Source organism: Winogradskyella pacifica (genome assembly GCF_013403915.1).
Taxonomy (GTDB): Bacteria; Bacteroidota; Bacteroidia; order Flavobacteriales; family Flavobacteriaceae; genus Winogradskyella; species Winogradskyella pacifica.
Window position 1 is genome coordinate 1 of record NZ_JABFDI010000021.1, and the last position, 23324, is coordinate 23324.

A 23324-nucleotide genomic window follows, 5' to 3' on the forward strand; every position below is an offset into this window, starting at 1 on the left:
AAGATACGAAAATCAATGCTTCTTTGAAAATATAAAATATAAAAAAAGAGACTGCCTTTTTAGACAGCCTCTTTTTTATATCCACTTTTAATGTTTACCAAATTCTAACGCGATCTTCCGGCGCTAAATACATTGCGTCACCTTCCTTAATATCAAATGCCTCATAGAATGCATCTATATTTTTTAAAGGTTGTGTTGCTCTGTAAACACCTGGGGAATGTGGATCTGTTTTTATCTGAGACCTTAATCCATCCTCTCTTGTTAATGTTCTCCAAACTGTTGCCCAAGACATAAAGTAACGTTGCTCTGGTGTAAAGCCATCTATATTTTCTGGTCTCCCATTCTCTTCATAATATAATTGTAGACCATCATAAGCTCCTAATACACCACCAAGATCACCAATGTTTTCTCCTAAAGTAAACGCTCCATTTATATAAACGCTATCTAAAACTTGAATAGCAGAATACTGATCGGCCAAGGCTTTTCCTCGTTTTTCAAATTCTACTAAATCTTCTGGAGTCCACCAATTATTTACATTTCCGTCACCATCAAAACGAGCTCCAGAATCATCAAAAGCATGTGAAATTTCATGGCCAATAACCGCACCAATACCACCATAATTTACAGCTTCATCAGCTGTATAATTATAAAACGGAGGTTGTAAAATAGCTGCAGGAAAAACAATTTCGTTATTCATTGGATTAAAATAAGCATTAACTGTTTGAGGAGCCATTCCCCATTTTGACTTATCTACAGGCTCGTTAATATCATCAATATTTTTCTTTTGAGCCCAAGCACCTACAGCTAACATATTCTCTGCATAAGAATTATCTTCTTTTACTTGCATTGCTGAGTAATCTTCCCACTCATCTGGATAGGCTATTTTAACCGTAAATTTATCGAGCTTCAAAATAGCTTTCTTTTTGGTTTCTTCACTCATCCAATCTAGTTTATTAATTCTATTTTGAAACGCCTTAATAACATTAGCAATCATTTTTTCTGCTTTCTCTTTTGCTTCAGGCGGAAATTTTGCTTGCACATACAATTGACCAATTGCTTCACCAACAGCACCATTTACAGTACCCAATGCGCGTTCTTTTGCTGGAAGCATGGCTTTAGAACCATTAAGCGTTTTACTATAAAAATCCCAATTAGCTTTTTCCATTTCTGTGGTAAGCATACTCGCAGCATTATCTAAGGTATTCCAAGTTATAAGTGTTTTTATATCTTCTATAGAATTGGTTTTTAAAAACGCATCCATAGCTTTTAGATACTTAGGTTGCATAACCATAAGTGTATCTACTTTTTTCGTAATACCCATGTCATCCATTAATTTTTGCCAATTAATAGAAGGTGCCATTTTTTGTAAATCTGTCAACGCTGTAGGATTATTAAAATTTCTAATATCTCTACTCGCTACTTTATCTAAACGTGGCTCTGCCAATTGCGTTTCTAACGCTAAAATCTTTTCTGCTGCAGTGCGTGCATCGCCTTCAGAATAATTGATAAATTGAAGCATTCTTGCAATATGATCTACATATTTACCTCTTATCTCTTTCGTTTTTTCATCTTGGTCTAGGTAATAATCGCGTTGCAATCCTAATCCACCAGGGAATACCCACGCAATATTCATACTACTGTCATTAAGATCGCCACTAGCTCCAATACCCGCAAACGGTGCGCTAACACCTAAGGTAGACGCATAAACCGTTTGCATATCGCTAAGGTTTTTAATCCCATTAATCTTATCTAATAAAGGCTGAACGGGTTTAATACCAGCCTCATTACGCGCAAGTGTATCTAACTCAGATTCATAAATTAATAAAGCCTTCTTTTGATCAGAACCTTCTTTATAAGTTCCTAATTCTTTTGAAACATTTAAAATCTCTAAAACATCTTGTCTTGTAGCTTTACGTAAGACTCCAAAGCCTCCCCAACTAGTTTCATCATCTGGAATGGTATTATTCTTTGCCCAATTTCCATTGACGTAATTGTAAAAATCTTGTTTAGGATCCATTGAAGTATCCATATTCTCCAAAACAATTCCGGGTATTTTCACCTCTGTTATGGCAGAATCTTTTTTGACCTCTTCCTTACACCCTACTAGTGTAATAAATGCCAAACTTGATAGCGCCAATGCGCGACTAATATTAGTTTTCATAGTTTATGTTAATTAGTTTCAATTAAAAATAATTATATATAAGACTAAAAATGTATTGATTTGTTACAAACATATTTAATACTATTCTGGCTGAATTTTATCATAAAAATCGCTTTCTAACTTTTCATTAATCTGATAATTAAGATTAGAAAAAGATACAAATAGCGCTTTAATACTTAATAATTTTTCACTTCTTTTAATATTATCTAAGGTTAAATTTTCATTCAACTTTAAAAGATCTGTTTCTACAATAGCATTTCGAGATAGAATAGGATTTACTTTAAACTGGTCTGGCATTTGCGTTTTAAATTCTTCGGTAAACTTTGTTAAGAGTTCTATATCTCCATTAAAAAACGAAAAATCAGCCTTTTTTAAGTAACTAATTTGCGTAGCTAATTCGTGATACCGTTCCCAAGTTACAACGGCACTTTCACTTTCGCTACTAAGCGCATAATCCTTATAACCTATACTTTCTATAGTTTTAGCTGTAATTTTTGCACTCTGTTCTGTATTATCAGTTGTCTCCAATACTTGGGTGGTATTGGTATCCTCACCACAACTCATAACCATAATACCACATAAATATAAAAGGACAAATCTAGTTTTCATAAGTATTTTTTAATTTGAATGTAAATATACTAAACTATCCTTTTTTAGGCTTTAGTATATGCATTTGAAACAAAGTTGAGTAATTCATAATTAAAACCACCTTTTTCTGAAAACTTTAATATTACAACGCCTAAATTCTTATTACTTTTGGCGATAATTTAAAAAGAGTAGATGTCTTCAAAAATATTAATCATTGGTGCCTGTGGGCAAATAGGAACAGAACTAACCACTAAGTTAAGAGAACTCCATGGTGTAGATAACGTTATTGCTAGCGATATTAACACACGTAAACTAGAATTGGTAAACGCTGGACCTTTTGTAATTTTAGATGCTAAAAACTTTAATGCCATTAAAGATTGCTGTATTAATCATAAAGTAGATACCATTTACCTTATGGCAGCTTTGCTTAGTGCTACAGGCGAAAAGTACCCAATGGAAGCATGGGATTTAAACATGAATTCATTATTTCATGTGCTTAATTTAGCCAAATCCGGACAAATTAAAAAAGTATTTTGGCCAAGTAGTATTGCTGTTTTTGGACCAACAACTCCTAGAGAAAACACTCCGCAACACACCATCAGCGAACCGACGACCGTTTACGGTATTACCAAACAAGTTGGAGAACGCTGGTGCGAATATTACCATGATAAATACGGTGTAGATGTAAGAAGCATTCGCTATCCAGGTATTATCAGTCATAAGGCGATGCCAGGTGGTGGTACTACGGATTATGCTGTAGAGATTTATCACGAAGCTATAAAAGAAGGCAAATACGAGAGTTTTTTATCAGAAGACACCAATTTACCGATGATGTTTATGGATGATGCTATTAAAGCAACCACTCAAATTATGGCAGCTCCTGCTGAGGATGTAACCATAAGATCATCTTACAACTTATCGGCGATTAGTTTTACTCCAAAAGAGATTGCAGATAGTATTAAAGCCGAAATGCCTGATTTTAAAATGGCTTATAAACCCGACTTTAGACAAGCCATTGCAGACAGCTGGCCGTCATCTATTGATGATAGCGTAGCTCGTAAAGACTGGAACTGGTCTCATGATTTTGATCTTAAAAAAATGACGTCTGAAATGTTGACGCAGTTGAAGAAAAAGTATCAGGCTTAAAAGTTTATTCTTTTCGAAATAACATAAAAAAATCCTATCGCTTGATAGGATTTTTTATTTGCTAGATACCACAATTATACAGATATAAAAAAAGCAAGAGAAACCTAACTCTTGCTTTTTTACTATAAAAGATTTAATAATTGGTATTATTAATACCTACTATTACTATTTAGCATGCTCTTATAAACAATTCCTTTGGAGGATTCTAATTGAGTCCCAAGAACATAAGCTGCTAATGCTGCAATATCTTCCATTTGAATTTCAGAAAAAAGGATCCCTTTTTTAAAATCAGGACCAGAAGCTACAAAACCCGTCTGGATGTTTTTAGTATCTGGATACTGACCATGTTTACCACCATGCGCACTTTTAATTAATTCTCCTTCTCTGTCATTATTAAAACTAAAACCATCGTTTGCAGATAAAGCCAATACGGCATTTGGATTAGCACCTCTAGAAGTCATCTCATCTCTAGAAATAATTCTAAACGCTTTTTTAACACTAAAAGGCAAACTCTCGAGTTTATTCACAATTTTTTCTATCATTTTAGTATCGTTTTTATTCTTCACATGTAAGAATGCCGAACCACCAGTACTTAAAAAGAATGTGTCTTTATCTAGCAGGCCTAACTCTTTTAACCATAGATTGGGAGCCATACTAGAATGTACAGTATAAAAACCATGATCTCCGGTGATAATAATATTGGTTTGTTCTAAAATATTCGCTTTTTTTAAGGCATCAATTATAGTACTCACAGCTTGGTCTGCACCTGCAATTGCTTTTTTAACTTCAATACCATCACGTCCATTTCTGTGTTGTGCACCATCGGTATTTGGTAAGTGAATTGTTAATAAATTTGGAGTATAGGTTCTAATTATATAGCCTGCTATTCTACTCAAATTTTGATCCATACTCAACGAACTTAAGTTATAATCGTCTATATCTAAATTCCCTGTAGCATTAGCTATGGCATCCTCAAACAAACCTTCAGGTATTGCATGTATTTGAGTAGCACCACGGCGATCTCTTGGGTTATCAAACGACCATATTTCTGGTATGTTATAATCTATGAATGGTGCATTTACCGTTATGGGCCATGACACAGAAGCTGTTTTTAATCCTGCGTTTTTCGCAGCTTCCCATAAGGTTTTAGCTTTTACAGACTTAAAATCATAGTACCAGTCTCCTAGTGTGCCTTCTTCCGAAACTTTAGTATTGTAATATATACCATGCTCGTCTGGACCTACACCTGTAATTAAAGTGGTATGCGATGGATATGTAACTGTCGGGAAAATACCATTTACACCTTGGGAAGCAATTCCATTAATAGCTAAATCCTTAATATTAGGAGTCGGCCACTGGTCTTCCAAATAGAAGTCTGGCCTAAAACCATCGATACTAATTATAACCAAGTGCTTTGCCTCTTGTGCAGCGATTAGGTTTAAGCCTAAACACGCTGATATCACAAAATAAATATATCTAAGTTGCTTTTTCATTTTTAGAATTAATTAAAAGGTAAGACATGGTTTGATGCTTTATTTTCGACCAATACACGGTTCATATCATAAAGGATGGTGACATTCCCTGTGGTTTCATCTACCGTAAAATCGTCTAGACCAAGATTCATAGGAATAAAATTAGGAATCACAGGCAAAGTAAATTCATCTGAAATATTAGAATTGTTTAATTGCTCAGTTTGAGAAACAGGAAACTTAATACCTAAATCGTTAGAACGTCTACCTTCACTAATAAAAATTTCTTGACGCACTAAGTAAATAAGGTATAATACATCATCTGCATTTGCTGTAGCATCAATATCTTGATTTGTGATACTTGTGCCAGAAACTGTATACACAGGTATTAAACCTGTTTGTCTATCTAAGATATACCCGGATTTAGATTCTTGGTCACTTTCAAAACTGACATTAACAGCTGTTATTGGATAATCTTGTCTATTAGTACCATTTCTCAATTCTTCACTATCGTCTAAATACATAATTGGTCTGGATGCTAAAACATTATCTATTAAATTGGTTAGTGTAGATTTAGCCAATTCCAAATTATTTTCGGCAGTATACGCTTCCGCTAAAATTAAATAGGCCTCTTCTACTTTAGCCAGAGACAATGGCTTTTGATCTTCTGCAGATGTTCCTATGTCAAAAAATTTAGGATCTAAAAAATCTAACCTTGGTAAAGGTGCAAACCTATTCTCACTAGCGGTAAAGGTGGCATTCTGAATTTCATTAGGAACACCATTATTACCATCAAATTCTACAGTAAACAATAAGCTGTTATGACTAACCACTGTTAGAGCCAAAGATTTTGCATTAGCAACATCCCCTAAACTACGATACACTCTAGATTTTAATAATTGGTAGACTAAAGTGGTTTCGGGCTCAGTTTCATTTTCAATTGCAAGGTCTAAGTAACCTATGCTAGCTTCTAATAATTCGTTTGGAGTATAAGCGTCACCATTACTGTTCATAGGAAGACCAGTGAAATTTTCACCAGATAAAATTAAGGCATAAGCTTTTGCAAAATAAGCATAAGACCAGTCTTGAGCTGTAGCGTCTGGATCGTTTGGAAGTACTGTTTCTAGAGCATATTCTGCCATTTCTCTTAGCGCTCCAATTTCAACCTGCATACTATTACCATCAATATCTGTATAGTCAATTTGCGGAATATCGTATACTTTATTGTAAAGCGTATAATTGTTGAAATAATTATCTGAAACCATTTCAGAGTTGATGACGATAGCGTTCATGGTTATGGCAAGTTGCCTTTTAACACCTGTAATCCAACTCGTAGCAGAATTGTTGTTGTCCAAGAAATTCTCTTCAGTAACATTTGGGTTATCGACACAAGCGGTAAGTGTCAGAAACAAAACGGTTATGTATATATAAATTGTTTTCATGTTTTTTGTTATTAGAAGTTTATTTTTAATGAGGTTAAAAATTCTCTTGGCGCAGAGTATGTAGCATAAGATATACCACCCGTAGAAGCACCACCCTGTCCCGTTGCCGAACCACTAATTGTAGCTTCAGGGTCAAACGACGATGCTGTAAAACTTAGCGGGTTATTAACACTAAACCCAATTAGGATGGATTTAATAGTATTAGTGTTTTTAGGGATTAAATTGTAATTCATTCCGATGGTTCTAATTTTTATAAAATCAGTCTTTTCTGTAAATAAATTTGTAAAGTTTAACCAATTTGATGTTCCATTAGCTTCAACTTCTGCTGCTGGCACTATATCATCCGATGCACCATAAAGAAATCTAAACTGTTGATCAAAACTGTTTGCGTAAGCCCCTTTTTGGTAATTACCGTTTGCAAAGAGACTGAAGTTTTTATAGGCGAAATTCATTCCAAGATTACCAAATAAATCTGGAATCGTAGTCCCTAAATACGATTGTGCTGTTGTGGATTCTAAAACACCATTCTCATCAAAGGTTCCATAGTTTCCTCTAATATATCCTATAGGATACCCTTCTTCTACTACAGTTTGAATGGTTCTGGCACTAAATCCATTAATATTAAAGGGTGCTACACCACCTGAGTCTACCACTAAGTTGTCTAAAGTGTTTATAGATACATTAAGTGATAAGGTTACATTTTCGGTTTGAATAGGAATAAAGCTGGCATTTATTTCCCAACCCTTATTCTCTATTTCACCAATATTGTATAATTGACTATTGGCATATCCACTAGATGGTGTTGGCGGCACATAGAATAAAGCATCTTTTGTATTTGCGTTATAGTAACCCACAGAAAGATTTACCCTATTATTAAACAATGCGGCATCAACACCGACTTCAAAAGTTTTCGTTTTTTCAGGTTTTAAATCCGGATTACCAGATTGTCCAAAAAAGGCCGCTTGTTCTCCTAAAAAGCCATCAAAATCAATGGTTCTTTCGTTTACAAAAGCAGGAGGTAAATTACCCGCTACACCGTAGTTTCCTCGTAATCTTAAAGAATTTATAGCAGTTGAATTTTCTAACCAAGGTTCTGAGCTTAATAGATATGAAACACCTGCTTTAGGATAGTATTGCGTCCCAATATTATCTCCAAAAGAGGGGTTACGATCTCCTCTAATACCTAAGTCAAAGAACAACTTATCTTTAAAGCCAATATTTTCTTGAAAATAGAAACCATAGTTAAGCACCTCTGCCAAATATTCTTCACTTGTTTTTATAGCGGCATCGCTAATTGTTTCGGCTCCGTCTCTAATATTAGTACCTGTGAATTGTATTTGATGATCTGAGTTTCTAAACAACTGACCTCCCACGGTAGAGATAAATGAAAATTGACCTGTTTCAAATTTATGTTGCGCACTTAACTCTAGAGTAATACCAAAGTATTTACGTTCTAAGTTATTTATACTTCCTTCGTCTGTAACGTTAGTTTGAGTTGTATGCGTTAAGTATTCATTGGTTTGGATGGCCTTGTCATTCTGAACTCTATAATCGATACCTCCAACAAATTTAGCTTCAAAATTATTCACTGGTTTGTAAGAGAAACTTTGAGACGTTGTAAATCTATTAATTGAGATTTCGTTGTCTTGTAGTTCTTCTGCTGTTTTCACAAAATCATTAATTTCACTAAACTCGGCAGCACTAAGGTCGTCTAGTCTATTGTTAAACCCTTTTAAGGAGGAAGCACCACTTTCTGCAAACCATAAACCTGTATAACCCCCTTGGTTACCATTTCGGTTTCTGTTGTAGACATTATTCACGTAAATAAAAGAACTATTATACGTTACTTTTTCTCCTAATTTAGCTTTAAAACCAGTGCTAAAATCTATTTTCTTGTTGGCATTATTATCTGCTATTTGAGCTCCTGTATTCTCTAAAAAATTTCCAGAAAAACTATAGCCAAAACCTTCAGAGTTACCACCACTGATACTTAAGTTATATTTTTGGTAAGTTCCTGTTTCAAATAATAAGTCCTTAGAGCGATCAAAATACAGAAAATCTGTAGTTGGTGCTATAATTCCCATTTGAGTTGAAGCTGTAATTTGCGTTCCTCTAGAGCTTCCTTTTTTAGTGAAAATTTGAATCACCCCGTTTGCGGCATCTGAACCATATAATGTTGTTGCGGCTCCACCATTAATGTATTCGATACGCTCTATATTATCCATTGGAATATCGGCTATAGAACTCATCGCTGCACCTTGTGCACTACCACCACCTAAAGCACTCGAGGTGTTTAAATTATCCATACGAACTCCATCTATATAAAAAACTGGTGTTGAGCTAAGAAAAGCAGAATTAATACCTCGAGATCTGATTAAGGTTGTTGCGCCCGATTGACCTCCTGTAAAATTAATCTGTGTATTAGGTAATTTGGTTGCAATCAATTGGTCTATACGTTGCGATGGTAAACCGGCTAAATCTTCGGACTTAAGAACTTCTACATTACTAGACAATCTTTTTCGTTGTACACTTGCACCCTGTCCTGTAATGACAACTTCGTTAAGAGCAGCAAAATGAGGCGTTAAATTAATTGTAATTTCTAATTGACCTTCTAAAGGATAATCTACGTCTTCGTATCCGATATAAGTAATTTTTAACGTCTTAGTATCGGCAGGAACAGTAATTGTAAACTGGCCATCATAATCGGTTACAGCACCAATATTATATGCTGTAGCGTAAATATTAGCTCCAAGTACAGGCGTATTGGTTTCATCATACACCACACCTTTAATAGTGATATTCTCTTGATTAATTTTAGAAACAGTTTTGGATATGGGTTTAACGAGTATACCATTATCGGTGATTTTAAAATCTATTGGTGATTTTTGTTTTAAGGTCTTTAAAACAGTTTCTAAAGGTTGATTATTTATACTTAAATCAATTTTAGTGTTTTGGTAAATCTCATTAGAAATATAAATGAATTTTAAATCGGTTTGTTTTTCAATTAAATTAAACACCTGAATTAAAGATGCTTTTTTTAGCTGTAAGTTAATGGTGTTACTAATAATGTAATAACGCTCGGTGTTGTGTTTTGGATGTATACTTCCATAAACATTGAATAAACTTGCCAGGATTATGACAGTACTTAATATGAATTTGTGATATTTCATAAAGTTGTAATTTTTTTAATGATTAGTTGTGATTGTTACAATCGTTTGAGATTAGAAGGATGAGGTAACGAGTAGCTGTATTTCTAACACATACTACTTTAGCTTATTTACATTTGCACTAATGTGTCTGAGAGCTAACCCAATATGATTCTCTACGGTTTTAGGGGTTATGTCTAGTAGTTCTGAAATTTCTTTGTATTTAAATCCGTCAATTCTGCTCATTTCAAAAATTTGACGTGTCCGTTTTGGTATGGATTCTAAAACATTTTTAATAACATTTTTATTGATTTCTTTCTGTTCGTTAGCTATAATTTCTTCTTCGATACTTGGATAAAGACTGTAACTATTTAGGTAGTCTTCATTTTGTAGTGGTCTAATTTGGTAATTGTTCTTAACTCTTAAGAGATCGTTTTTTAATATGGCATAGATATATGATTTTGGATTTTTAATTTTATTAAGCTGGCTTCTATTAGACCATAATGTGATGAAAACATCATCTACTTTTTCTTCTATGATATGACTATTGGATTCGAATAAAACACCAAATCTGCACAGTTTTTGATAGTATTTTTTAAAGAATAGATCGAGCGCTTTAGTATCACCTTCTTGCATTTGTTCAAATAGAAAAAGGTCTTCGTTTGTAATGACTGAACGACGAATGCTTTTAATCTTCATTTTTTTGAGCTATTAAATATGTGTTAGTATTAACTTTCTTTATTTTAACATCCGCGATGAATTCAATGGAGTTTATAAATTCATCGATATTTTGCTCTTTAAAAGCACCTGTTATCTTTTTTTGATTGATGTCTTCATCAGTAATCTTGAAGCGTACTCCGTAAAAATTATTTATTTTATATAAGGCGTGTTTGAATATTAAATTATCGAGAATTAACATGTTATCTTTCCAGGCTAAGGCCTTGGTGATATTGAAGTTTCTTTTAGTAACATCCGAAGTTTTGGTGTTATAAATAAGCTCTTCTTTTGGTAATAAATTAAGGCTGTTTTTAGAGGTCTTAATTAATACATTTACTTTACCGCGTTCTAACGAAACTGATTTGTTATCGAAGACTGTGCTAACGTTAAATGCGGTTCCTAAAACCGTAATATTTAAGTCTTCGGTATGGACTATAAAAGGAATATTTTCATTGTGGGTAACATCAAAATAGGCCTCTCCTTTTACATAAACACTCCGTTGATTTTTAAAATCTGAGTTATATTTGATCTCACTTAAAGCATTTAAAATAACTAGACTACTATCTGGAAGGTATACTGTTTGCCGCTGACCTTTGTTTGTAGTAATCTGATTTGTATAGCTTAACTCATTTGAAGGTAAAAAATAACCATAGGCTATAAATATTAAAGTAATTGCCGCTAGACTAAATGATACGTGATTAATTACTTTTCTCTTTCGGTTTTTATTTCTTAAAACAGTCTTAGATTTTAATTGTATTTCTTTATGTTCATCATACTCCTTTAAACTATCAGGATAGTTATCCCAAATTAATTTATAGTTGTCATACGTTGTTTTTAATTCATAATCTAAAGTCAGTTCTATTTCAAATACAGCTCTAGCGGCTGTAGATAATTCATGTGTTAAATACCGAACGCATTTTCTCTCATTTTTGGTCATATTAATCATGGAGTACTCCTTTTACTACTATGAGTAGAAAATTAGAAAATACCCTCAGTGATTGACATCAAGAGATTGACAAGGAATTATTAAGTAAATGTTAATTGTACTGTTAGAAGGCTTGTTGCGCTATATTAATAGGTTTAAAGTGTCGTATTAAAGCGACCTTTAAAACGAAAGACAAAAGGAAAGTTTAAAAGATTGGATTAGACAGGGCTGATTAAATGAAAGCGATATCAAAACACTTTGTCTTAAATCTTAATGGATTAAGATTAATGCTTGATTAGAAATTCTGGAAGACTAAGTTTAAGAAGCTTTAGATAATGGTTCAAAATCTTTTATTTGCAAAAACCCGAAAAGTATAGATAATTCACACACAACTTTTAGTCTTGATTCCCTTTTAGTCTTGATCCCATAAGGGATCATAAACAAAACACATTAAAACACAAAAAAGCCACTACTTTCGTAATGGCTTTGTTTGCTCCTCTTCTTAGGCTCGAACTAAGGACCCTCTGATTAACAGTCAGATGCTCTAACCAACTGAGCTAAAGAGGAATAAAATTCCTTTTTTTAGTGTGTTTTAGAAGGCACTAAACTTCTCTTTTCTTAGACTCTAATTAATCTCGAAAAGCTTTCGAGGCTCAATTAACAATCAATCGTTCTTTCTATTTGGTTATTATTAGCAGAACTAAAGTATGTGTTTTTTCGCGTTAGCGAGCGCAAATATATACAGTATTTTCATTACTACAAAACGAAATAATAATTTTTTTTAAAAAATTTTAAAATATTTAATTCGTGATGGCTTTAAAAATATCATTACCATTGGCAAACAGCACTAAAGCGATTAAAATAAAGAACCCTATAACTTGTGCACGCTCTAAAAACTTTTCGCTTGGCTTACGTCCAGAAATCATTTCATATAGTAAAAACACCACGTGTCCACCATCTAAAGCTGGTATTGGTAATAAATTAAGTATCGCCAACATAATAGATAAAAAGGCTGTTAAACCCCAGAAATCTTGCCAAATCCATTGGTCAGGGAACACATCAAAAATCGCTTTAAATCCACCAACGCCTTTATAAGCACCTGTACTTGGTGTAAAAATCTTTCCTAATTGATCAAAATACCCAGAAACCTGTTCTTTAAATTTATCTACTCCTCCACCAAAACTTTCTAAGAAGGTATAATCTTTATGAATAATATTAAAATACCCTAGCTCTGCAAACCTTGAATTATGTGATGCCGGGAAAATTCCAACTTTACCTTCAGCATTGACTTGTAAGTTTGTATTTATTTTTTCTTCACCTCTTAAAAATGTTGCTTCTACAGATTGATTTTTATAGGCTAACATTCTTGACTCTACCTCATCAAAGTAACGTAGATCTTTTCCATTAACCGATAATAAAACATCACCCTTTTCTAAGTTCGCTCCTTTATTTAATGATGTATCTGGCACACTACCCACCATAAACGGAATTCGTAGCTTAAAGGTGCCGTTCTTTCTTTCTGCTGATGACAACTGACCCAAGAAATCTTTTGGAAGTACAATTTCTTTGTTTTCACCATCTCTAACTATAGAGTACTTTTCGCCATTTACTAAGTTTTTTCTAACATCATAATAGGTGTCAACTTTTTCGTCATTAATAGCTAATATTTTATCTCCGTTTTTAAAACCAACATCTAAAAGCAGATTGTTTTCTATCCAGAAGCCATCTTTCATACTGTCGGTAGTAACATCTGTATCTCCATATGTAAACGAAATAACCACGTAGATAAAGTAGGCCAAAATAAAGTTCACGGTTACTCCACCAAGCATAATAATTAAACGTTGCCATGCTGGCTTAGAACGAAATTCCCATGGTTGCGGTGGCAATGCCATTTGCTCCTTATCCATGCTTTCATCAATCATTCCTGCAATTTTCACATAACCTCCAAGAGGCAACCAACCAATACCATATTCGGTATCACCAATCTTCTTTTTAAAGAGTGAAAATTTCACATCAAAAAAGAGGTAAAACTTTTCAACTTTAGTTTTAAAAAGCTTTGCCGGTATAAAATGCCCAAGCTCGTGCAAAACAATAAGTAAGGATAAACTAAGTAAAAATTGAGATATTTTTATAATAAATTCCATGTAATTTTTTTCAAATTTCGATTTGCAAAAGTAAGGTATTTATATGAAACGTATATTTAAAAAAATCTTAGCAATACGTTAAAACAACAGCCTAGTTAATTTTTTATAATTCTTTTATTAATCACTCCTTCTTTGGTTTGAATTTGTACAAACAACAAGCCTGACGCCAAAGTGTTTAGATCTACCTGAGGCGTCCAATTCTGCTGTAATACTAATTGGCCTAAACTATTATAGATTTTAATGGTTTCGATCTCCATATGTTCTGGTTTTACAATATGAATTACAGATGATGCCGGACTAGGATAAATGGTTATTTGGTCCTGTAATTCAAAATCTGACGTGCTTAAAGTTGAGGCATTATTTTTTGAGATTAAATGATAATCAGGATCGACTAACACCTCCAGTACTGTAAAATTAACGGTTTCAAAAAACTGTTCGTTATTGGTCGTATTGTCTAAAACTAGATCTAAAGATTCGCCCAAAGTTCCTGTCACTCTAATTGGCAATCCTGCTTCAAAAAAAGACACTGACGCATCACTTTGAGTCTGCGACACCATAAGTTGCAATTGATTGTCATCTTGATTCCAGTTCACTGAATAACTTGGGTAGCCTTGGTTATAAAGCCAATCATTAAAAAACTCATCTAAATTTTGCCCTGTAGATGATTCCATAATAGCAATAAAATCTTGTGTTTTAGCATAATCATAAACCAAAGTTGGTGTCGCCAAATACGCTTTAAGACCTTGATAAAAATCAACATCACCCAATTGACGTCTTAACATATGCAATACCATAGCACCTTTATTATAAGTTAAACGGCTACTAAAAATTCTATTAACACTTGTGGTATCTTGGTCTGTAAGATAGACTGCACCTCCAGGTTGAGATGTGATACTCGCCGTGGTTTGCTGTCTCCACGATTTAAAATTAGCCTCTCCGTCTAAATCTTCAATCACCAAGCCAGATAAATATGTTGCAAAGCCTTCGTTTAACCATATATCTTTCCAGCTTCCGCATGTTATTTTATTACCAAACCATTGGTGTGCCAACTCGTGTGCAATAAGTCCTCTGTTAAAAGATCCCATAAAGGAAACTGTGGTATGCTCCATGCCTCCTCCCCATCCAAATTGTGCATGACCATATTTCTCATCTGCAAAGGGATATTCTTCAAATAAATCTGTAAAAAGATTCATAATATCTACAGTTATCCCTGTATTTGCTTGAGCATAATTAATATCTTCCGGATAGACATAATTTATAATATCAAAAGGGTTACCATTGTTTGGTACCACATGCGAATACACTTCATAATTAGTAACAGCTACGGCAATTAAATAAGCCGGAATGGGATGACCATGTTTAAAATGAGTCGTCTTCTCAGAACCTACAACCACTTGGCTTTGCTCTAAACCATTAGAAACGGCCACGTAAGTTTTGTTTAACGGATTTAATACTGGTGTCGTAATATAAACATCTATATTCTCTATTTTATCTATTAAATCTTGTTTGCACGGCCACCAACCTTTAGCTCCATAAGGTTCAGAAAGCGTCCAAATAACAGGATCATTGTCGGCACCATGAGTGGTCTGCTCAAAAGAACCAAAACCTGAACTCACAGGGTTGCCAGCGTAACTTATCGTTAATGAATCTAAAACTCCTTGGGCTTGTGTGGCAGGTAAGGTAATGACCAATTCATCATCCGAATTCTGAATATAATTTAAACTATTACCACGTTGCAACACTTGAGAAACCATCATATTATCCGACAAATCAAAAGTGATTTCTGTCAGTGCTTCTTTAGCTTCGAAATAGGTAGTGACATCACCAGAAATTGCTGCTACAGACGGATCTATATTTAATTCTAGCCTATGGTATTTAACATCGTAATTTCCTGTATTAGCGTTTTGTGCATTCATCATTTGACGTAATGCTGTGTTAGCTTCAGCAGAGCGAATAGCATTCAATGTTTCATTATAATCTTGGGCATTTATTTGCATAGCCAATACCAAGATTAGGCATCCTAAAAATCGTTTCATAGCACTCGTTTTAATGTTAAAAATAAAGCTTTTCTTGAGATTCAGTCGTATTTTTGCCCTTCAACTATCTTTAATACAATCTTAATGTCATTTCTTTCATTTTTTAAAGGGTATAAAAACTTCGGAATCTTTTTTTCAATACTTTGTATCATTATCATCGCAATAATATACAACGTCTTAAATGTAAAACATACACTTCCTATTTATCAGCCCGGAATGGTGAGCGAAGAGTTAGTAGACAGCACTATTCAACACCAATTAAAATATCATAAAATAGCGGATTTTAGCTTAACTAATCAAAATGGTGAAACGATAACACAACAGAATTACGAAGATAAAATCTATGTTGCAGATTTCTTTTTTACGACGTGCCAAACGATCTGCCCGATAATGACCAAAAACATGGAACAAATACAGAAGGCAATTATTAATGATGATGATATTATGTTACTTTCTCACTCTGTAACTCCAAAAATTGATAGCGTAGCGCAACTAAAAAAATACGCTATAGAAAAAGGGGTTATAGATCGAAAATGGAATTTGGTTACTGGAGATAAAAAACAAATCTACGAACTAGCCAGAAAGAGCTACTTAGCCGTAAAAACTGATGGTAATGGCGATCAATTTGACATGATACATACAGAAAATTTTATGTTGATTGATAAAAAGCGTCAAATAAGAGGTTTTTATGACGGTACAAATCCTGAAGATATTGAGCTACTTCTGCAAGATATTGAGACTTTAAAATATTTTGGTGGATCATAAAATAAGTTAAAGCCTACAAATAACTATTGTCTTACTTTTTACACTAACAAATTTCTATTACATTTGCTTCTTTATAACAATTCTAAATAAGGAGAGGTTGACATTAGCAGAATTAAAACGCGGACAACAAGGCACTATAACAGATGTGTCTTCTATTCATATTCCATTAAAATTGCTCGAAATGGGCTGTTTACCTGGTAATTTGGTAGAGCTTGTACAAGTTGCTCCTTTCGCAGACCCAATGTATCTTAACATTAATGGTACGCATTTAGCCATTAGAAAAGAAACTGCTATTCACATTATAATTGAAACTGCGCATGAGTAAGCAAATCAATGTTGCGTTAATAGGAAATCCCAATACAGGTAAAACGTCTGTTTTTAATGCCCTAACCGGATTAAATCAAAAAGTGGGTAATTATCCTGGCATTACCGTTGAAAAGAAAGAAGGTATTTGTAAACTGCCTCGAGGAGTAAAAGCGCATATTATAGATTTACCCGGCACGTATAGTTTAAACGCCTCGTCCTTAGATGAGAACGTTGTTATAGAATTACTATTAAACAAAAACGATAAGGATTATCCAGATCTTGCTGTTGTAGTTAGTGATGTAGAAAATTTAAAACGAAATCTTTTATTATTCACACAAATCAAAGATTTAAAAATCCCTACAATTCTTGTTATTAACATGTCTGATAGAATGGCCTACAAAGGCATTTCTTTAGATATCGATTATTTAGAACAAGAATTAAAAACCAAAATAGCTTTAATAAGCACCAGAAAAAACAAAGGGATTAACGAGCTAAAGGAACTCATAACACACTTTAAAGAACTTTCTACAGAACCTTGTCTAGATGCCTCTACTATAGATAAAGCCTATTTTGAAAACTTAAGAAAAGCATTTCCGAATCAATTATTATACAAACTTTGGTTAGTGATTACCCAAGATGTAAACTTCGGAAAAACAGATAGAAAAACATTTGAAGCCGTAGAGGATTTTAAAACCAAATCTAAAACAGATTTAAAACGACTTCAACAAAAGGAAACCATAAAGCGTTACCAATTTATAAACGAAACACTAAAATTAGGACAAACTATTGACCTAAAATCGGCAAAAGATTTACGCATAAAACTAGACAGAATTCTAACTCATAAAGTTTGGGGTTACTTAATTTTTGGGGTTATTTTACTCACCATATTCCAAGCCATTTATGACTGGTCTAGCATTCCAATGGATTTTATAGATAGTTCATTTGCCTCTTTAAGTGAATGGACAAAAAACACATTACCAGAAGGTGCCTTTACAAACCTACTAGCTGAAGGTATTATTTCAGGACTTGGAGGTATCGTTATATTCATTCCACAGATCGCCTTCTTATTTCTGTTTATTTCTATTCTTGAAGAAAGCGGTTATATGAGTCGTGTTGTGTTTTTAATGGACAGAATTATGCGACGTTTTGGATTGAGCGGAAAAAGCGTTGTGCCTTTAATTTCTGGAACAGCGTGTGCCATTCCTGCAATTATGGCAACTCGAAATATTGAAAGCTGGAAAGAACGCTTAATCACTATTTTAGTAACACCGTTCACTACGTGTTCGGCAAGGCTACCTGTATATCTTATCATTATTGCTTTAGTTATACCCGAAGGACGCATACTAGGATTAAGCTATCAAGCCTTAACTTTAATGCTCTTATACCTTATTGGATTTGGAGCCGCGGTTGGTTCAGCCTGGATTCTTAATAAAATATTGAAAATAAAAAGTAAGAGTTTCTTTGTGGTAGAAATGCCAAATTACAAATTGCCTTTATTTAAAAATGTGGCGCTAACGGTTTTAGAAAAAACAAAAGCTTTTGTTTTTGGGGCGGGTAAAATTATACTTGCAATTTCTATCGTATTGTGGTTTTTAGCATCTTATGGACCAGGCGATAATTTTAATAATGCGGAAAGTATTGTCACCGAAAAATTTGCTTCAGAGAATTTACCTGAAGATGAATTAAACGAAAAAATAGAATCTCATAAACTAGAGCATTCCTTTATTGGTATTGCAGGCCACGCTATAGAACCAGCAATTAGACCTTTAGGTTACGATTGGAAAATTGGTATTGCCATCGTAAGTTCTTTTGCTGCGCGTGAAGTTTTTGTTGGGACACTAGCCACTATTTATAGTGTTGGTAGTGATGAAGAAGAAACCATTAAAAACAGAATGGCAGGCGAAGTCAATCCTATACTTGGAGGCCCATTATTTAATTTTGCTTCTGGTATTTCATTGCTCTTGTTCTATGCCTTTGCTATGCAATGTATGAGTACACTTGCTGTTGTGAAAAAAGAAACCAACTCATGGAAGTGGCCAATGTATCAATTAGTAATTATGAGTGGATTTGCTTATATTGTTGCTTTAATCGCTTATCAAGTCTTGAAATAATATGAACACAATAATTCAAAACATATTAGTTTTTGCTGCATTAGGATTGGCCTTACTTTTTCTAGTACGAAAATACATTTGGTCCCCTAAGAAAAAATCAGCTAAAGCTTGTGGCGGCGATGATGGCTGTGGATGTCATTAGTCGTTATCATAATCGCTTACATTTTCGATTATAAATCTAACAAAACAACGTTTTTAAAAGACCTCATCAGTGGTATTCTTATATGCTTTGGTCTTTTTATCTCAGCCCTAGTATTTGTAGTGCTATTTGACCTTAAAATCATTCACGGTGTTTTCTGTGTGAGTATAGAAATCATTCTCCTGTTTGCCTTAAAAGCTTTTATACAGAGTAATAGTAGTAAGTAAGTTGATTTTATTTTTCTATAAAATCTGCAGGAATAGAAAACGTATCAGCATTTGGCGTCACAAACTTTACATTATTGATAATCGTATTACCAATCACTTTACCTAAACCAGCATCTTTAGACCACTCATAAAATTCCCAGTTATGTGCAATTGGCACACCATCAATCATTTTATAATTAGAGTAACCTATAGCATGCGGATCTGATTCCGCTGCTTCTGTAGATTTATTAACGGTAACAATGTAAGCTACATAATCCATCATATTGGTTTTTGGATCACTGTAAACAATATACCAATCATCTGGTGCATCGCCCGTATTAGCTTCAAACGTTAAATGTTGCGAATTGTATGTTTTATCATTAAGTTTTGCACTTTCTACATCAGACCATATAGTTCCTTGGTCGCTCAACTTAGTAGGAAACAATAAGAAATACATCCATGTGTAAGCATCAAATCGTGCTGCTTTACCGTTTGTAAGATTTGGAGAATGGAATACTTTTTCGCCATCATAATAAATAAAAGTACCATCATTCAATTCAATTTTTCCTTTTGTTGAATTGGTTAAAAACGTCATTTTTCCATTAAGGCGTTCACTACCACCAAAACTGACCACCATATCTAACTCAATAGCTTCGTTAGATAAAAACACATCTTTGTTATAAGCTTTTTCAATAGTTTCTACAGGTGTGAGAATCTTATTTTCTACTATCGGTTCTGACGTTTCTGCTTCAATTGACTCTTTCTTTTCACTTTTACAACTTGTAGCAAGTATTACAAGCAAAACACAAACGATACTAGACTTAAACATATGAGACATATTATAGAATTTTATTAAATGAGAATGACTTCAAAATTATAGTGTAAAATGAACACCAACGATTAGACTTCATTATTTTAAGATAAGTTTAGCTTTTTAAGTGAGATTTTTACCAAGAGCGGAATTAAATCTTCTTTAAGTATAAATTTTTAGCCACACTTTGAGAAACTACAATTTCAGAATTTTCTAAAGCTATTTTTATAGAATTATCAAAAGGTTCTTTATGCTTTACTGTTATTATTGTACCGAGCGCAATATGATTACTGTCTAAATATTTTAAAAACTTAGAAGACGTATCATCCACTCCCACACATTTATAAGCAGAGCCAACTTCGGCTTTAGCCAAAACTATTTTTTCAATATGCTTAAAGTTACCTTCCTTATCAGGAATTGGATCTCCATGGGGATCATACGTAGGAAACTCTAAGAACGCATCTAGCTCATCAATCAATTTATCAGATTTAATATGCTCTAAATGTTCTGCAACTTCATGAACCTCATCCCAAGAGAAATTTAGCTTCTCAACTAAAAACACTTCCCAAAGGCGATGTTTACGAATAATATTTACAGCAACACGCTTACCGTCATCCGTTAAAGTAACACCTTGGTATTTTTTATAATCCGCATAATTCTTTTCAGATAGTTTTTTAATCATATCCGTAACAGAAGATGCCTTCGTCTGCATCGCAGAAGCTATAGCATTTGTATTCACCGTTTTTTCGCCATTACTGCTTAAATGGTAAATGGCTTTAATATAATTTTCTTCTGTTAGTGTAATCATAGTTTTATCGTGTAAAGCAAATATAGAAAAAGTAAACTTCTTAAAATATTTTTAGACTAATCTAAAAATATATTTATATTTGCTTAAAAAATAATAAAGATGAGACTAATATTACTTTTACTTTTTGCTTCAGTCACTTGTATAAATGCCCAAAACACTTATGAAATTACTGGTCGAGTAACTTCGGAAGGACAACCACTACCTTCTGCCAATATTTATATTGAAGACAATTCAAAAGGAACACTATCTGATGACAATGGAAATTTTATCATAAAAGATTTAAAAGCAGGTACCTATATTCTTGTCGCGTCATTCACAGGCATTAAAACGGAAACAAAACGCGTTTCTATCACAACTGATAATGTGTATGTCACGTTCGATTTAATCAATAAAAATGATTTAGACGAAGTGGTCATTACAGGGACACGTACAGAAAAACGTCGTACAGATTCTCCTGTTATCGTTAATCTAATTAATAGCGAAACTTTAGAACAGGTTGTAGCCACTGATCTTTCTGAAGGCTTACGTTTTCAACCAGGACTTCGTGTTGAAATGGATTGTCAAACGTGTAATTATAGTCAAATTCGTATGAACGGACTTCAAGGTGGATACTCTCAAATCCTTATTAACGGACGTCCTATTTTTAGCCCATTAACTGGACTATATGGTTTAGAACAAATCCCAGTTAATATGATAGAACGCATTGAGGTTGTTCGTGGTGGTGTCTCAGCACTCTACGGGTCTAGTGCCATCGGAGGAACCGTAAATGTCATTACCAAAATCCCAAAACAAGATGGTTATAACTTTAGCTATACCTATCAGAACATCAACGGAGGCGCTGACCAAAATTTAATCAATGGAAATGCCACTGTAGTTAGCGACGATTATAAATCTGGCGCGACCTTTTTTGTAAGTAACCGAACCCGAACAGCCTACGACGCCAATGACGATAATTTCTCTGAATTACCAGAACTAAAAAATACCTCTTTTGGTGTTAATGCTTTTTTTCTACCTACAGAGAATTCAAAATTAGAAGTCAATTTAAGTAAGCTTTACGAGTACCGTTTTGGTGGTGAAATGGTAGATAAACCGGCTTATTTAACTCAACAATCCGAAGAGCGGGATCACCATGTGCTTATGGCGAGTTTAGATTATCAAATCAACTTTAACAACGATAAAAATTCATTGATTTTATACTATGGAGGTCAGCGTACAGATCGTGACCATTACACCGGAATTATTCCGGATGATACTGATGAACAAACTGCCTTTTTTGCAGATCCACCTTACGGAATCTCCGAAGTTACCACACATCAAGGAGGCGTTCAATTAAATAATAGATTCGATGACTTTTTAGGAGGAACAACGGTATTAACTGCTGGTGTAGAATACGTTTATGATGCTGTTATGGATGAAATTACGTCTTACAATTACCTCATCGATCAGACCACAAACAACTTAGGTGTATTTGTTCAGAATGATTGGGAAGTTACTGAAGATATCAATTTTCTAGCGGGCTTTAGATTAGATGATCATAATTTGGTAGACAATGTTGTTTTTAGCCCACGGTTATCTTTACTCTATAAACTAAAAGAAACCACACAATTCCGTTTAGGTTGGGGAACTGGCTTTAGAGCGCCACAGGCTTTTGATACCGATTTACATATTGCTTTTGCTGGTGGTGGCATCTCTAGAATTTCACTTTCTGAAGATTTGATTGAAGAACGCTCTAACAGTTTTACCGCTTCAATGAATTACGATAAACCCACAGAACATTTTATCGCTGGTTTTACAGTTGAAGGGTTTTACACTCATTTGGAGGATGCCTTTTTTCAATTTCCACTTGGCGAAGATGAATTTGGAGAACGTTTTGAAAAGCGAAATGGTAGTGGCGCAACCGTAAAAGGATTCACTTTAGAAACACGCGCTAATTTCGATTATGTTTTTGAAGTTGAAGCCGGATTCACAATACAATCAAGCAGATTTGACGATGCGGTAGAAAATATTGAAGGTTTAGAAACTAAACGCGAATTTTTAAGAACACCTAACGATTATGGTTATGCTACGTTAACGTACAAACCGACAAAACAGTTTACAGCGAGTGCCAATTTAATCTATACAGGTCAAATGGATATTACCCATTTTGCAGGAGATGGCACAGGTCAAACCGTTGATGAATACAATACAACAGATACGTTTACTGAATTGAGTTTGCGTTTGGGTTACACATTCAATCTACCAAAAATAAGCACAGGCATAGAATTTTATGGAGGTGTTAAGAATATTACCAATAGCTACCAAAGTGATTTTGATACTGGTAAAAATCGTGATAGCAACTATATTTATGGATCTGCAGCACCACGAACCTTTTTCTTAGGACTTTCTATCAACTCTCTGTAATCAG

17 protein-coding genes and 1 tRNA gene are annotated in these 23324 nt (G+C 34.0%); 6 read left to right on the top strand and 12 right to left on the bottom strand.

Annotated elements, in window-relative coordinates; all coding sequences use genetic code 11:
- Positions 1 to 94: 94 nt before the first annotated feature.
- Entirely contained in the window at positions 95 to 2161 is a 2067-nt protein-coding gene (locus HM984_RS15460) for a M13 family metallopeptidase (protein WP_179349814.1), read from the bottom strand.
- 81 nt (positions 2162 to 2242) lie between these two features.
- Positions 2243 to 2770, bottom strand: a complete 528-nt coding sequence (locus HM984_RS15465) for a hypothetical protein (protein ID WP_179349815.1) — start codon at positions 2768 to 2770, stop codon at positions 2243 to 2245.
- 171 nt (positions 2771 to 2941) lie between these two features.
- On the opposite strand from HM984_RS15465, the gene HM984_RS15470 reads away from it, so the two are divergent.
- Positions 2942 to 3895 carry an NAD-dependent epimerase/dehydratase family protein gene (locus HM984_RS15470; protein WP_179349816.1) on the top strand — a complete coding sequence of 318 codons (954 nt, stop codon included), beginning with the start codon at positions 2942 to 2944 and terminating at the stop codon, positions 3893 to 3895.
- Positions 3896 to 4044: 149 nt separating this feature from the next.
- On the opposite strand, the gene HM984_RS15475 is transcribed toward HM984_RS15470, so the two are convergent.
- The 8 genes from HM984_RS15475 to HM984_RS15510 all read right to left on the bottom strand — a co-directional run bounded on the left by HM984_RS15475 (position 4045) and on the right by HM984_RS15510 (position 15774).
- Entirely contained in the window at positions 4045 to 5388 is a 1344-nt protein-coding gene (locus HM984_RS15475) for an alkaline phosphatase family protein (protein ID WP_179349817.1), read from the bottom strand.
- 8 nt (positions 5389 to 5396) lie between these two features.
- Entirely contained in the window at positions 5397 to 6806 is a 1410-nt protein-coding gene (locus tag HM984_RS15480; protein ID WP_179349818.1) for a tetratricopeptide repeat protein, read from the bottom strand.
- A gap of 11 nt (positions 6807 to 6817) precedes the next feature.
- Entirely contained in the window at positions 6818 to 9976 is a 3159-nt protein-coding gene (locus HM984_RS15485; protein WP_179349819.1) for a TonB-dependent receptor domain-containing protein, read from the bottom strand.
- Positions 9977 to 10069: 93 nt separating this feature from the next.
- A complete protein-coding gene (locus tag HM984_RS15490; RefSeq protein WP_179349820.1) occupies positions 10070 to 10651 on the bottom strand; it encodes an RNA polymerase sigma factor in 582 nt (193 codons plus the stop codon).
- On the bottom strand, positions 10641 to 11615 hold the full coding sequence (locus tag HM984_RS15495) for a FecR family protein (protein ID WP_179349821.1): 975 nt from the start codon (positions 11613 to 11615) through the stop codon (positions 10641 to 10643). The genes HM984_RS15490 and HM984_RS15495 overlap by 11 nt, the downstream gene beginning before the upstream one ends.
- A gap of 472 nt (positions 11616 to 12087) precedes the next feature.
- Positions 12088 to 12161, bottom strand: a tRNA-Asn gene (locus HM984_RS15500).
- 233 nt (positions 12162 to 12394) lie between these two features.
- Complete coding sequence (gene rseP / locus HM984_RS15505) at positions 12395 to 13738, bottom strand: RIP metalloprotease RseP (RefSeq protein ID WP_179349822.1); 1344 nt, start codon at positions 13736 to 13738, stop codon at positions 12395 to 12397.
- Positions 13739 to 13833: 95 nt separating this feature from the next.
- Positions 13834 to 15774 (bottom strand): M1 family metallopeptidase, encoded by a 1941-nt coding sequence (locus tag HM984_RS15510; RefSeq protein WP_179349823.1) that lies wholly within the window; start codon positions 15772 to 15774, stop codon positions 13834 to 13836.
- Positions 15775 to 15858: 84 nt separating this feature from the next.
- Between HM984_RS15510 and HM984_RS15515 the strand changes: the two genes are divergently transcribed.
- The 4 genes from HM984_RS15515 (at position 15859) to HM984_RS17975 (ending at position 19098) form a co-directional block, all read left to right on the top strand.
- On the top strand, positions 15859 to 16539 hold the full coding sequence (locus HM984_RS15515; RefSeq protein ID WP_115811359.1) for an SCO family protein: 681 nt from the start codon (positions 15859 to 15861) through the stop codon (positions 16537 to 16539).
- 97 nt (positions 16540 to 16636) lie between these two features.
- A complete protein-coding gene (locus tag HM984_RS15520; protein ID WP_179349824.1) occupies positions 16637 to 16864 on the top strand; it encodes a FeoA family protein in 228 nt (75 codons plus the stop codon).
- Positions 16857 to 18956 carry a ferrous iron transport protein B gene (gene feoB, locus HM984_RS15525; RefSeq protein WP_179349825.1) on the top strand — a complete coding sequence of 700 codons (2100 nt, stop codon included), beginning with the start codon at positions 16857 to 16859 and terminating at the stop codon, positions 18954 to 18956. The genes HM984_RS15520 and feoB overlap by 8 nt, the downstream gene beginning before the upstream one ends.
- Before the next feature lies 1 nt (position 18957).
- The gene (locus tag HM984_RS17975; protein WP_115811365.1) at positions 18958 to 19098 is read left to right on the top strand and encodes a FeoB-associated Cys-rich membrane protein; all 141 of its coding nucleotides are present in this window, start codon (positions 18958 to 18960) and stop codon (positions 19096 to 19098) included.
- 231 nt (positions 19099 to 19329) lie between these two features.
- On the opposite strand, the gene HM984_RS15530 is transcribed toward HM984_RS17975, so the two are convergent.
- Together HM984_RS15530 and HM984_RS15535 are read right to left on the bottom strand one after the other, a co-directional pair.
- Positions 19330 to 20139: a DUF6503 family protein gene (locus HM984_RS15530; RefSeq protein ID WP_179349826.1), complete on the bottom strand. Its 810-nt coding sequence runs from the start codon at positions 20137 to 20139 to the stop codon at positions 19330 to 19332.
- Positions 20140 to 20263: 124 nt separating this feature from the next.
- Positions 20264 to 20920, bottom strand: a complete 657-nt coding sequence (locus HM984_RS15535) for a metal-dependent transcriptional regulator (protein ID WP_179349827.1) — start codon at positions 20918 to 20920, stop codon at positions 20264 to 20266.
- Positions 20921 to 21019: 99 nt separating this feature from the next.
- Here HM984_RS15535 and HM984_RS15540 point away from each other — a divergent pair, with 99 nt between their 5' ends.
- Entirely contained in the window at positions 21020 to 23320 is a 2301-nt protein-coding gene (locus tag HM984_RS15540) for a TonB-dependent receptor (protein WP_179349828.1), read from the top strand.
- Positions 23321 to 23324: the final 4 nt, after the last annotated feature.

Bases quoted from the DNA above. Each gene is read 5' to 3' on its own strand.
- HM984_RS15485 (WP_179349819.1), bottom strand. From the start codon at position 9,976: ATGAAATATCACAAATTCATATTAAGTACTGTCATAATCCTGGCAAGT.
- HM984_RS15465 (WP_179349815.1), bottom strand. From the start codon at position 2,770: ATGAAAACTAGATTTGTCCTTTTATATTTATGTGGTATTATGGTTATG.
- HM984_RS15530 (WP_179349826.1), bottom strand. From the start codon at position 20,139: ATGTCTCATATGTTTAAGTCTAGTATCGTTTGTGTTTTGCTTGTAATA.
- HM984_RS15480 (WP_179349818.1), bottom strand. From the start codon at position 6,806: ATGAAAACAATTTATATATACATAACCGTTTTGTTTCTGACACTTACC.
- HM984_RS15510 (WP_179349823.1), bottom strand. From the start codon at position 15,774: ATGAAACGATTTTTAGGATGCCTAATCTTGGTATTGGCTATGCAAATA.
- HM984_RS15490 (WP_179349820.1), bottom strand. From the start codon at position 10,651: ATGAAGATTAAAAGCATTCGTCGTTCAGTCATTACAAACGAAGACCTT.
- HM984_RS15515 (WP_115811359.1), top strand. From the start codon at position 15,859: ATGTCATTTCTTTCATTTTTTAAAGGGTATAAAAACTTCGGAATCTTT.
- HM984_RS15540 (WP_179349828.1), top strand. From the start codon at position 21,020: ATGAGACTAATATTACTTTTACTTTTTGCTTCAGTCACTTGTATAAAT.
- HM984_RS17975 (WP_115811365.1), top strand. From the start codon at position 18,958: ATGAACACAATAATTCAAAACATATTAGTTTTTGCTGCATTAGGATTG.
- rseP (WP_179349822.1), bottom strand. From the start codon at position 13,738: ATGGAATTTATTATAAAAATATCTCAATTTTTACTTAGTTTATCCTTA.
- HM984_RS15475 (WP_179349817.1), bottom strand. From the start codon at position 5,388: ATGAAAAAGCAACTTAGATATATTTATTTTGTGATATCAGCGTGTTTA.
- HM984_RS15470 (WP_179349816.1), top strand. From the start codon at position 2,942: ATGTCTTCAAAAATATTAATCATTGGTGCCTGTGGGCAAATAGGAACA.
- HM984_RS15460 (WP_179349814.1), bottom strand. From the start codon at position 2,161: ATGAAAACTAATATTAGTCGCGCATTGGCGCTATCAAGTTTGGCATTT.
- HM984_RS15495 (WP_179349821.1), bottom strand. From the start codon at position 11,615: ATGATTAATATGACCAAAAATGAGAGAAAATGCGTTCGGTATTTAACA.
- HM984_RS15535 (WP_179349827.1), bottom strand. From the start codon at position 20,920: ATGATTACACTAACAGAAGAAAATTATATTAAAGCCATTTACCATTTA.
- feoB (WP_179349825.1), top strand. From the start codon at position 16,857: ATGAGTAAGCAAATCAATGTTGCGTTAATAGGAAATCCCAATACAGGT.